The following is a 10971-nucleotide window of genomic DNA, read 5'->3' on the forward strand; positions in this document are numbered from 1 at the left end:
GGCCGCGGTGGCCAAGTGCGGCCTGCCCGAGGGCGTCTTTTCGGTGCTGTTCGGCGCCGGCCGCGAGGTGGGTCAGGCGCTGGTCGCCGACCCGCGCATCCAGGCGGTGGGCTTCACCGGCTCGCGCTCGGGCGGCCTGGCGCTGCAGCAGACGGCCCAGGCTCGCCCCCAGCCGATCCCGGTCTACGCCGAGATGAGCTCCATCAACCCGGTGTTCCTGCTGCCCGAGGCGCTCAAGGCGCGCGGCCGCGAGATCGCCGAGGGCTTCGTCGCCTCGCTCAACATGGGGGCCGGGCAGTTCTGCACCAATCCGGGGCTGGTGATCGGCGTCAAGGGCGAGGCGCTGGACGCCTTCGTCGCGGCCGCCGGCGAGGCGGTCAAGGGCAGCGCCGCCCAGACCATGCTCACCCCGGGCATCCACGCCGCCTATGCCGACGGCGTGGGTCAGCTCGCCGGCGAGGCCCGCGAGATCGCCCGCGGCCCGGCCGGCGAGGGGCCCCACCAGTGCCAGACCGCGCTGTTCGCCGCCCGCGGCGCCGATTTCCTGAAGAGCGAGGCGCTGCAGGCCGAGGTGTTTGGTGCGGCCTCGCTGGTCATCGAGTGCGACGACCTCGCGGAAGTGAAGGCCGTGGCCGAGGCCTTGGAGGGGCAGCTCACCGCCACCCTGCAGCTGGACGACGGCGACGTCGAGGCGGCCCGTACCCTGCTGCCGGTGCTCGAGCGCAAGGCCGGCCGGGTGCTGGCCAACGGCTGGCCCACCGGCGTCGAGGTCTGCCACGCCATGGTCCACGGCGGGCCCTTCCCGGCCACCTCGGACAGCCGTACCACCTCGGTGGGCAGCGCCGCCATCCAGCGCTTCCTGCGCCCGGTGTGCTACCAGAACCTGCCCGCGAGCCTGCTGCCCGAGGCACTCCGGGACGACAACCCGCTGGGCGTGACCCGGCTGGTGGACGGCAAGCGCGAGTGATTCCCGAAGCGAGTGAGTGATGGGGGTTTTTGGCGGCCTGCGGGCCGCCTTTTTTGTGGCCCCGATCAGCGCGTGCGCCTCAGATGGCGCCGCCGATCTTGAGGACGAAGACGCCGAGGCTGATGGTCAGCATGGAACCGAAGGTGGTCAGCATGATGATGCTGGCCGTCATCCGCTCGTTGGCGCCGTAGGCCTTGGCCATGACGAAGGCCACGGCGGCGGTGGGACTGGCCAGGAAGAGGAACAGGATGCCCAGCTCGGCGTCGCGATAGCCGAGCTGGAAGGCGCCGACCGTGCCGGCCAGCGGTAGCCAGACGAGCTTCCACAGCCCCGCATACAGGGCCTGGCGGCCGTCGTGCCGGATGGCGGTGCCGCCGAGGGTGCCGCCGATGCAGATCAGCGCCAGCGGCAGCGAGAGGGAGCCAAGGTACTCGCCCGAGGTCACCAGCCAGGCGGGCAGGGGCAGGGCGAGAAAGGCCACCGGGAGGGCGACCATGACGCTGAGGATCAGCGGGTTGCGCAATAGCCCCAGCAGCAGGGAACGCAGGTCGGAGTCGGCGCTCGGGCTGTAGAGGGCGAGGACGATCGAGGACAACACGTTGTAGACGACGATGACCGATCCCGCCATGATGCCGCCCAGTGACAGTCCGTGGTCGCCGTACATGCTGGCAGCCAGCGCCAGGCCGACGATGCCGACATTGCCGCGGAAGGCGCCCTGGACGAAGACGCCGATCTCCTCCCGGGGGTAGCGGAGTCTCGCCCAGCCCCAGGCGGCAAAGAAGCCGAGCACGGAGACGGCCAGGAAGTAGCCGATCAGGCCGGGCTGCAGGGCGTAGGCCAGGTCGGCCCTGACGATGCTCAGGAACAGCAGCACCGGCATGGTGACCTTGAAGACCAGGCTGGAGGCGGTGGCGATGAAGGCGGCGTCGATCCAGCCCAGACGCTTGAGGACGAGGCCGACGAATACCATGGCGAAGACCGGCAGGGTGACTTCCAGGGTACCGAGAAAGACCTCGAACAGCCCCATCAGCGGGCCAGCCACAGGCCGACCACGACGGCGGCGGTCACGGTGGCGAAGAACAGGCGGTTACGAAGGCGGGTGTCGCGGGGCTTGGGCACGATCTCTCCTGGCACGACCGGATCGGAATGGGGTAAAACGGATGTTTGCTTCTTGCGTTACCCTACCGGTTCGATGGTAAACCCGTTAGTCTGCTACCGCTAGTCAGGACACGTCACCATGCCCATGCACTCTCCCCATCGCGATCCCCTGGTCTTCGCCCATGCCAACGGCTTTCCGGGCATCAGCTATCGCAGCTTCCTGGCGCCGCTGGCCGAGCGCTTCGACCTGCACCCGCTGGATCGTCTCGGGCATCACCCGGATTTTCCGGTCGGCCATAACTGGCTGGCGCTGCGCGACGAACTGCTCGAGCACCTGGCCACCCTCGAGGGGCCAGTGATCGGGGTGGGACACTCCATGGGCGGCGTGCTGATGGCGATGGCCGCCGAGGCCGCTCCCCAGCGCTTTCGCTGCGTGGTGATGCTCGACCCACCGCTGATGCTCGGCCTCGACGCCTGGGCCATGAAGGCGGCCAAGTGCTTCGGTTTCGTCGACCGGGTCACCCCGGCCGGCAAGACGCGGGGACGTCGCACGGTGTGGCCCAACCGCGAGGCGATGGGCCAGTACCTGCGCCGCCGCGGGCTGTTCCGGCGCTTCACCGAGCGGGCCCTGCGCGACTATATCGAGGGAGGGACCCGGCTGCTGGACGATGGCCGGGCGGCACTGGTCTATGACCCGGAGGTCGAGGTGGAGATCTTCCGCCATCTGCCCGACCACCTGGGCAGTCTGCCGCGCCGCCTGACGGTGCCGGTGGGGCTGCTGGCCGGCGCCGACTCCGACCTGCTCACGCCACGCCGACGCCGGCGTCTGGCTCGCCACGGCGTGCCGGTATCCCTGGTACCGGGGACCCACATGTTTCCCATGGAGTATCCCGACGAGACCCGTCAGGCCCTGCTGGCGACCCTGCACACCCTGCTGGACGACTGACCATGTCCGATTCCCGATCCCTGCGCCTCGCCGGGGGGCGACTCGCCGCCCTGAGCTGGGGCGATGACGGCGCCCCCACCTGGCTGGCGCTGCACGGCTGGCTCGACAATGCAGCGAGTTTCTCCCGGCTGGCGCCACGCCTGGTCGAGCGGCTCGGTATCCGCATCCTGGCCATCGACTTTTGTGGGCACGGCCTCTCGCATCACCTGCCGGGAGAGGGGGACTACGCCCTCTGGGACTACTGCCATGACCTGCTCGATGCCTGTGACGACCTGGGGCTCGAGCAGGCGACCCTGCTGGCCCACTCCATGGGCGCCGGGGTGGCCTGCCTGACCGCGGCGGCCCTGCCCGAGCGCATCGGACGCCTGGTGCTGCTCGACGGGCTCGGCGCGGTGACCACCGAGGCCGCCGAGGCGCCGCGGCAGCTGCGCAAGGGACTGCTGGGACATCGCCGCCCCGTCTCACCGGCGCCGCGCTATCCTGATATCAAGACGGCGGTGGCGGCCCGGGTGGCCGGCGGTGCCACCCCCATCGACGCCGAGACGGCCGAACCGCTGGTGGCGCGCAACCTGGAGTCACTGGCGGATGGCCACTGGCGGTTGCGCACCGATGGTCGGCTGTTGCGTCCCTCGCCGGTGAGGCTCAGTCCCGACCAGGCGCTCGCCATGCTGTCCGCCATCGAGTGTCCGGCGCTGCTGGTGGAGGGCGAGGCTGGAATCCTCGGCAGTCGCGAGCTGGCGTCCCGGGCGCGAGCCGCGGTGCCACGGCTCGAGCGTCGGGTAGTGCCGGGCGGCCATCACCTGCACCTCGAGCCGGTGGCCGTGGCAGGCGTGGCCCGGGCCATCGTCGACTGGTGCAGGACCTGAGGGGGTCGACGGGGAGGGCAGTCCGATGACAGGGCGGCGTGTGGACCAGGGGAACGAGGGCAAGCGGGTGGCGCTGGTGCTGGGCAGCGGCGGCGCCCGTGGCTACGCCCATATCGGCGTCATCGAGGTGCTCGAGGCCCGCGGCTACGAGATCGTGGCGATCTCCGGCTGCTCCATGGGGGCCCTGGTGGGGGGCATCTACGCGGCGGGGGAGCTGCCGGCCTACCGCGACTGGGTCTGCCGGCTCGACTACTTCGACGTGCTCCGGCTGGTCGACGTCACCTGGAGCCCCATGGGTGCCATGCGCGCCAGCAAGGTCATGAGCAAGCTCGAGTCGCTGATCGGCGCCACCCGCATCGAGGAACTGCCGGTCCCGCTGACCACCGTGGCCACCGACCTGGTACGCCAGCGCGAGGTCTGGTTCCAGAGCGGGCCGCTGCTGGAGGCGATTCGCGCCTCCATCGCCGTGCCCGGGGTGATCACGCCGGTGCATCGTGGCGACCAGGTGCTGGTGGACGGCGGCCTTCTCAATCCACTGCCGATCATTCCCCTCGTCTCGGCCCATGCCGACCTGGTGCTGGCGGTGAACACCACCGCCCATAGCCCGCGCCCGGTGACGCTGGACGAGTTGCTGGCCGACGATGAACCGGACGTCGCCGAGCCGCGCGACGACGCCCGCCGCGATGTCGTGGGGCAGCAGTTCAGCGGCTGGATGGAGGACGTGCGCGACGCCACCCGCCGGCTGCTCGACGGGTTGAGCCCCGGCAGTGCGGTCGAGGAGGAGGACGACCAGGCCGTCGGTCGCCGCGCCTGGGGCCGGCTGGACATGATCCTGGCCTCGTTCGACATCACCCAGGCGGCACTGGCCAAGTACAAGGTAGCCGGCTATCCCCCGGACGTGCTGATCGAGGTGCCCAAGACGGTGTGCGGCGCCTACGAGTTCCACCGTGCCGAGGCGCTGATTCGCCTGGGCCAGCGGCTGGCCATGGAGGCGCTCGACAACTACGAGGGCCGCAAGCACCGGGCCTTGGGCAGCACCCAGGCACTGGTGGTGGAGTCGCCGAAGTTGCCCGACGAGGGGGAGACGGGCGGGCCTTAGCCGTCCCGGCCGCGCCGTCGCAGCAGCACGTAAACCGCCCCGGTGCCGCCGTCGGTCGCGGTGGCCGAGCAGAAGGCCAGCACCCCGGGCCACTCCCTGAGCCAGGCATTCACGTGGCTCTTGATCACCGGGAAGTCGCTGGTGGTGCCCCAGGCCTTGCCGTGCACCACCAGCACGCAGCGCCGGCCCTCGGCGGCGGCGTCGCGCAGGAAGGCTTCCAGTTCGCGGCGGGCCTCCTCCAGGGTGTAACCATGCAGATCGAGGCCGACCTCCCAGGCGATCCTGCCCCGCTTGAGCTGGCTGCGGGTCCGCCAGGGCAGGTCGGGCAGGGCGAAGTCGAGCGCCTCCGAGGGGCGCACCGGTTCCACCCGGCCGTCGGAGGTTCGCCCCGTGCCGTGGTCGTCGCGCGCGGCGGTGGCCGCCGCGCGGCGCTCGGCGGCGGAAGGGTCGGGACGGCGGTGGCGACCGGGGTCGGCACGATTGGTCTCGATCGGCCGCACGCCGGCCTCGCGCAGGGCCTGGCGGAAGGCCTCGATGTCGTCGTCGTCCGGGTGGTGGCGGTGTCGACTCATGGGGCACTCGGGTGGGATCAGGGAGCGCCAGTATAGCGAGTCGAGCGTGGCTGTGAACCGCTCGGCCGGGTACAATCGGACCCTCTCTTGCCGTCCGCAACCGTCAACCACAGGATGCCACGTGGCCGTTTCCAACGACGTCTCCACCTCCACGCTCCAGCTCTCCGACAGCGAACTTTGCGATGGCTTCGTCACCCTGCGTGACTGCCTGCGCTGGGCCGCCAGCGAGTTCCACCTGGCCGGGCTCTTCTACGGCCATGGCACCGATTCCGCCTGGGACGAGGCGGTGGCCCTGACCCTGGGCGCCCTGCACCTGCCCTGGAACGTCGATCCCGCGGTGCTCGATGCCCGGCTGCTGCCGATGGAGCGTTCGCGCATCGTGTCGCTGGTGCGTGCCCGCGTCGAGACGCGTCGCCCGCTGCCCTACCTGCTGGGCGAGGCCTTCTTCGCCGGCTTTCCCTTCTGCGTGGACGAGCGGGTGCTGATACCGCGCTCGCCCATCGCCGAACTGATCGAGCACGGCTTCGCCGCCTGGTTTCCCGGCGAGCCGCCGGCGCGGGTGCTCGACCTCTGCACCGGCTCGGGCTGCATCGGTGTCGCCACGGCGCTGCACCTGCCCGGCTGCGAGGTGGACCTGGCCGACATCAGTGCGGAGGCGTTGGAGGTGGCGCGGATCAACATCACCCGCCACGACGTCGGCGACCGGGTGAGGGCGGTCGAGTCGGACCTCTTCGACGGGCTCGCCGGCCGACGCTATGACCTGATCGTCTCCAACCCGCCCTACGTGGACGCCCGGGACCTCGCGACCATGCCCACCGAGTTCCGCCACGAGCCGGCCCTGGCGCTGGGGGCGGGACGCGACGGACTGGATATCGTGCGGCGCATCCTGTGCCAGGCCCGGGAGCACCTCACCGACGACGGTGTGTTGATCGTCGAGGTCGGCAATTCCGACCGCCACCTGGAGGCCGCCTTCCCCGAGGTACCCTTCCTGTGGCTGGAATTCGAGCGTGGCGGCCAGGGCGTCTTCGCCCTGACCGCCGCGGAACTCGACGCCCATGCGGCGTCCTTCGTCTGATCACCCGCTACCGATCTCCCGATACCAGGAGGAGCGCCCATGTCCGGCAATACCTTCGGCAAGCTGTTCACCGTCACCACCTTCGGCGAGAGCCATGGCCCGGCGCTGGGGGCCATCGTCGATGGCTGCCCGCCGGGGCTGCCGCTCACCGAGGCCGACCTGCAGCGTGACCTGGACCGCCGCCGCCCGGGGACCTCGCGCCATACCACCCAGCGCCGCGAGCCCGACCAGGTACGGATCCTCTCCGGCGTCTTCGAGGGGGTGACCACCGGCACACCCATCGGCCTGCTGATCGAGAACACCGACCAGCGCTCGAAGGACTACTCGAAGATCAAGGACCAGTTCCGTCCGGCTCACGCCGACTACAGCTACCAGCACAAGTACGGCATCCGCGACTACCGCGGCGGTGGCCGCTCCAGCGCCCGCGAGACCGCCCTGCGGGTGGCGGCGGGGGCCATCGCAAAGCAGTACCTGGCGACCCAGGGCATCCGGGTGCGCGGCTACATGAGCCAGCTCGGCCCCATCGCCATCGAGTTCCGGAGTTGGGAGGCGGTCGGCGACAACCCCTTCTTCTGCCCCGACCCGGCACGGGTTCCCGAGCTCGAGGCCTACATGGACCAGCTGCGCCGCGACCAGGACTCGGTGGGCGCGAGGATCTCGGTGGTGGCCGAGGGCGTGCCGCCGGGGCTGGGCGAGCCGGTCTTCGATCGTCTGGATGCCGAGCTGGCCCACGGCCTGATGAGCATCAACGCGGTGAAGGGCGTGGAGATCGGCGACGGTTTCGGCGCGGTGGCCCAGCGCGGCAGCGAGCACCGCGACGAGATGACCCCCGAGGGCTTTCTCTCCAATCATGCCGGCGGCGTGCTGGGCGGCATCTCCAGCGGCCAGGCGATCATCGCCCACCTGGCGCTCAAGCCCACCTCCAGCATCTCCACCCCGGGGCGCAGCATCGACGTCCACGGCAATGCCGTCGAGGTGGTCACACGAGGGCGACACGACCCCTGTGTGGGGATTCGTGCCACGCCCATCGCCGAGGCGATGATGGCGCTGACCCTGATGGACCACCTGCTGCGCCATCGCGGCCAGAACGCCGAGGTCCGTGTCGAGACGCCGCGGCTGCGTTGAGTCGTGGCATCGGTGATGGCTGCTACACTGGAATTACGACGACCAAGAGTGTTGCCATGAAGATCAATGTCGAGTTCGACCTGACCCCCGAGGAGTTCCGCCAGGCGCTGGGCCTGCCGGATGTCGAGGCCTTCCAGAAGGACCTGCTGAGCCGCATCCAGCAGCAGATGGAGTCCGGGGCGGAGGGCTATGACCCCATGAGCCTGATGCAACCCTTCCTTCAGCAACCGGGGCTGCCGCAGGGGCTTTCCCAGGGACTCTCCCAGGGGTTGGCGAGTTTCGGCACCTACCAGCAGATGATGCTCGACATGCTGCGCCAGGCCGGTGCCGGTGCGGCCCAGCGGAGCGGAAAGGGCGACCCGGGCGACGGCGAGGCCGGTGAGGAGAACCCGGCTTCTTCCCGGGGCGGGCGCAAGACCACCACGGCCAGTGCCCGCTCCCGCACCAAGGGGGGGGACGGCTAATCGTCTGCCGGATTCCTCAAGGTCGTATTGCAACTCGGCCCCCGGCAGACTACTCTTTGGTGCAGTGCAACATGAAGGGTGGCCCTACCACCCAGCTAGACACCCCCACAAGGAGTACCTGCCATGTCAGACAAGATGACCGACGCCTTCAACGAGCAGACCCGCCAGTTCTTCGAGCCGATGCGCAGGATCAACTCCCTGATGCTCGACAACATGGAGAAGATGACCCAGTACCAGCTGGAGTCGATGAAGCGCTACAGCCAGATGGGTACCGAGCGCATGCGCAGTGCCAGTGAAATCAGCGATGCCGAGGACATGCGTGACTTCGGCACCCGCCAGGCCGAGATGATGAACGAGCTCTCCCGGCAGATGCTGGAGGATGCCCGTGCCATGAGCGAGATGAGCCTGGAGTTCAAGAACCAGCTCGAGCAACTCTTCGCCGAGCAGACCAAGACGACCGAGCAGGCCGAGCAGGCGGAAAAGGCCGGCGGCAGCGACAAGTCCGCACCGGCCAAGGCCACCAGCCAGTCCACGCGCGGCAGCAGCAACAAGAGCTGAGCGAAACGGCACTGAGGTGGTGTGACCGAGCCCGGCCACACCCACGGCGGCTCCCCGGCACCCGCATTGCGGGTGCCGGGGAGCAGCTTTGCATGTTTCATATGTTGATGGCAATCAGCCGGCAGGAAGTCAGGAGGGGTCAATGCAGTCAGGGGTGCAAGCACCGACACAGGTCGAGCTCGAGGCATGGAATGCGCAGCTCAAGGCGGTCGGCGAGGAGTATCGAGCCTTGATGGAGGAAATGATGGAGCGGATGGCGCCCAGCGATGCCGCCGACTCCGTCTATGATGACATGCGCGAGAGCTTCCGCGCGGGAGCCGAGTCGCTGATGCGCAACCCCTCCCTGCTGTGGCAGGCCCAGTCACGGCTGCTCCAGGACCAGTTCCAGCTCTGGCAGCAGGGCATGCGGGCGCTGGCCGGCGAAGCGATGGAGCCGCTGGTCACCCCGGCGAAGGGCGACCGGCGCTTCAACGACGAGGCCTGGACCAACGACCCCCACTACCTGGCGATCATGCAGCAGTACCTGCTGTTCTCGCGGATGGTCGAGGACCTGGTGGGGGGCCTCGACGGTCTCGACCCCGAGCGGCAGCGCAACCTGGCCTTCTATGCCCGCCAGGTGGTCAATGCCATGGCGCCGACCAATTTCGTCACCACCAACCCCGAGGTGATGCGCAAGACCGTGGAGACCCGCGGCCAGAATCTGATCGACGGCCTGACCCGGCTGCGCGAGGACCTGGCCAATTCCGCCGAGGGCCTCAACGTCGCCATGACCGACCGCAGCGCCTTCGAGGTCGGCGACAATATCGCCGTGACCCCGGGCTCGGTGGTCTACGAGAACGAGCTGATCCAGCTGATCCAGTACAGCCCCACCACCGAGCAGGTCTTCAAGACGCCGCTGCTGATGGTGCCGCCCTGGATCAACAAGTACTACATCCTCGACCTTCGCCAGGACAACTCCCTGGTCAAGTGGCTGGTGGACCAGGGCCATACGGTGTTCCTGATCTCCTGGCGCAACCCCGGCCCCGAGCAGCGCGACCTGACCTGGGCCGACTACATGCAGATGGGGCCGATCGCCGCGATGGGGGCCATCGAACAGGCCACCGGGGAGAAATCGGTCAATCTGCTCAGTTACTGCATCGGTGGCACCCTGGCCGCCTCCACCGTCGCCTACCTCACCAGCACCCGCCGCGGGCGCAAGGTGAAGTCGGTGACCTACATGGCGACCCTGCAGGACTTCCGCGATCCCGGCGACATCGGCGTCTTCCTCTCCGAGCCGGTGCTGGCCGGCCTCGAGGCCAAGCTCGAGCGCGACGGCTACCTGGACGGGCGGGTGATGGCGTTCTCGTTCAACCTGCTGCGCGAGAACGATCTCTTCTGGTCCTTCTACATCAACAACTACCTCAAGGGGGAGATGCCGGCCCCCTTCGACCTGCTCTACTGGAACACCGACGGCACCAACCTGCCGGCCGGTACCCACGCCTGGTACCTCCGCCACATGTACCTGGAGAACCGCCTGGTGGAGCCCGGCGGCATCGAGCTCGACGGGGTGAAGATCGACCTGCGCAAGATCTCCACGCCGAGCTACTTCATCTCCACCAGCGATGACCATATCGCCAAGTGGAACAGCACCTACTACGGCGCGCTGCTGCCCAAGGGGCCGGTGACCTTCGTGCTGGGTGGCTCGGGCCATATCGCCGGCATCGTCAACCCGCCGAGCCGGAACAAGTACGGCTACTGGACCAACGATGCACTGCCGGAGACACCGGAGGAGTGGCTGGCCTGTGCCGAGCACCAGGAGGGCTCCTGGTGGCCCCACTGGCAGGCCTGGATGACCTCCAACGGCTATGTCGACGCGGAGAAGATGGTGCCGGCGCGCCAGCCCGGCGAGGGAGAGCTGGATATCCTCGAGCCGGCCCCGGGGCGCTACGTCAAGATGACCATTCCCGAGGTGTTGGGCGAGACCCCGGCTTCGCCGGGAGCTTGAAGCTATAAGCTATAAGCCGTAAGAAAAACACCCCCACCGGCATGCCGGTGGGGGTGTTTTCGTTCGTTGGCAATGTCCGGGTTTAAGCTGGCTTCGAGCTTCGAGCTTCGAGCTTCGAGCTTCGAGCTTCGAGCTTCGAGCTTCGAGCTTCGAGCTTCGAGCTTCGAGCTTCGAGCTTCGAGCTTCGAGCTTCGAGCTTCGAGCTTCGAGCTTCGAG

Annotated in this window: 12 protein-coding genes; 9 read left to right on the plus strand and 3 right to left on the minus strand. The window is 68.8% G+C overall.

Annotated features, from left to right (window positions below; genetic code table 11):
• Positions 1-967: aldehyde dehydrogenase family protein (locus tag MKP05_RS20605; RefSeq protein ID WP_240570038.1), on the plus strand; the 967-nt coding region annotated here is incomplete at its 5' end.
• A gap of 79 nt (positions 968-1046) precedes the next feature.
• Here the strand turns inward: MKP05_RS20605 and MKP05_RS20610 are convergent.
• A complete protein-coding gene (locus MKP05_RS20610; protein WP_240570048.1) occupies positions 1047-1994 on the minus strand; it encodes an AEC family transporter in 948 nt (315 codons plus the stop codon).
• A 210-nt stretch (positions 1995-2204) separates the two neighbouring features.
• Here MKP05_RS20610 and MKP05_RS20615 point away from each other — a divergent pair, with 210 nt between their 5' ends.
• The 3 genes from MKP05_RS20615 to MKP05_RS20625 are packed head-to-tail and all read left to right on the plus strand — an operon-like array spanning position 2205 to position 4976.
• A complete protein-coding gene (locus MKP05_RS20615) occupies positions 2205-3011 on the plus strand; it encodes an alpha/beta fold hydrolase (RefSeq protein WP_110282085.1) in 807 nt (268 codons plus the stop codon).
• 2 nt (positions 3012-3013) lie between these two features.
• Positions 3014-3877: an alpha/beta fold hydrolase gene (locus tag MKP05_RS20620; protein WP_240570039.1), complete on the plus strand. Its 864-nt coding sequence runs from the start codon at positions 3014-3016 to the stop codon at positions 3875-3877.
• 25 nt (positions 3878-3902) lie between these two features.
• Positions 3903-4976, plus strand: coding sequence for a patatin-like phospholipase family protein (locus MKP05_RS20625; protein WP_240570040.1), 1074 nt, complete (start codon positions 3903-3905; stop codon positions 4974-4976).
• On the opposite strand, the gene MKP05_RS20630 is transcribed toward MKP05_RS20625, so the two are convergent.
• The gene (locus MKP05_RS20630; protein ID WP_240570041.1) at positions 4973-5548 is read right to left on the minus strand and encodes a Smr/MutS family protein; all 576 of its coding nucleotides are present in this window, start codon (positions 5546-5548) and stop codon (positions 4973-4975) included. The genes MKP05_RS20625 and MKP05_RS20630 overlap by 4 nt on opposite strands.
• Before the next feature lie 121 nt (positions 5549-5669).
• On the opposite strand from MKP05_RS20630, the gene prmB reads away from it, so the two are divergent.
• From prmB to phaC, 5 genes are all read left to right on the plus strand, one after another.
• On the plus strand, positions 5670-6623 hold the full coding sequence (gene prmB / locus MKP05_RS20635; RefSeq protein ID WP_240570042.1) for a 50S ribosomal protein L3 N(5)-glutamine methyltransferase: 954 nt from the start codon (positions 5670-5672) through the stop codon (positions 6621-6623).
• A gap of 39 nt (positions 6624-6662) precedes the next feature.
• A complete protein-coding gene (aroC, locus tag MKP05_RS20640) occupies positions 6663-7748 on the plus strand; it encodes a chorismate synthase (protein ID WP_240570043.1) in 1086 nt (361 codons plus the stop codon).
• 56 nt (positions 7749-7804) lie between these two features.
• Positions 7805-8212: a hypothetical protein gene (locus tag MKP05_RS20645; RefSeq protein ID WP_240570044.1), complete on the plus strand. Its 408-nt coding sequence runs from the start codon at positions 7805-7807 to the stop codon at positions 8210-8212.
• 123 nt (positions 8213-8335) lie between these two features.
• On the plus strand, positions 8336-8770 hold the full coding sequence (locus MKP05_RS20650) for a phasin family protein (RefSeq protein WP_240570045.1): 435 nt from the start codon (positions 8336-8338) through the stop codon (positions 8768-8770).
• A 142-nt stretch (positions 8771-8912) separates the two neighbouring features.
• Entirely contained in the window at positions 8913-10754 is a 1842-nt protein-coding gene (phaC, locus tag MKP05_RS20655) for a class I poly(R)-hydroxyalkanoic acid synthase (RefSeq protein ID WP_240570046.1), read from the plus strand.
• A 2-nt stretch (positions 10755-10756) separates the two neighbouring features.
• On the opposite strand, the gene MKP05_RS20660 is transcribed toward phaC, so the two are convergent.
• The coding region (locus tag MKP05_RS20660) for a hypothetical protein (protein ID WP_240570047.1) at positions 10757-10971 on the minus strand (215 nt) is incomplete at its 5' end.

Source organism: Halomonas flagellata (assembly GCF_022487945.1).
GTDB lineage: Bacteria > Pseudomonadota > Gammaproteobacteria > Pseudomonadales > Halomonadaceae > Halomonas > Halomonas flagellata.

Coding starts and splice junctions, on each gene's coding strand:
- MKP05_RS20610 (WP_240570048.1), bottom strand. CDS start 1,994: ATGGGGCTGTTCGAGGTCTTTCTCGGTACCCTGGAAGTCACCCTGCCG.
- MKP05_RS20615 (WP_110282085.1), top strand. CDS start 2,205: ATGCCCATGCACTCTCCCCATCGCGATCCCCTGGTCTTCGCCCATGCC.
- MKP05_RS20620 (WP_240570039.1), top strand. CDS start 3,014: ATGTCCGATTCCCGATCCCTGCGCCTCGCCGGGGGGCGACTCGCCGCC.
- MKP05_RS20625 (WP_240570040.1), top strand. CDS start 3,903: ATGACAGGGCGGCGTGTGGACCAGGGGAACGAGGGCAAGCGGGTGGCG.
- MKP05_RS20630 (WP_240570041.1), bottom strand. CDS start 5,548: ATGAGTCGACACCGCCACCACCCGGACGACGACGACATCGAGGCCTTC.
- aroC (WP_240570043.1), top strand. CDS start 6,663: ATGTCCGGCAATACCTTCGGCAAGCTGTTCACCGTCACCACCTTCGGC.
- MKP05_RS20645 (WP_240570044.1), top strand. CDS start 7,805: ATGAAGATCAATGTCGAGTTCGACCTGACCCCCGAGGAGTTCCGCCAG.
- MKP05_RS20650 (WP_240570045.1), top strand. CDS start 8,336: ATGTCAGACAAGATGACCGACGCCTTCAACGAGCAGACCCGCCAGTTC.
- phaC (WP_240570046.1), top strand. CDS start 8,913: ATGCAGTCAGGGGTGCAAGCACCGACACAGGTCGAGCTCGAGGCATGG.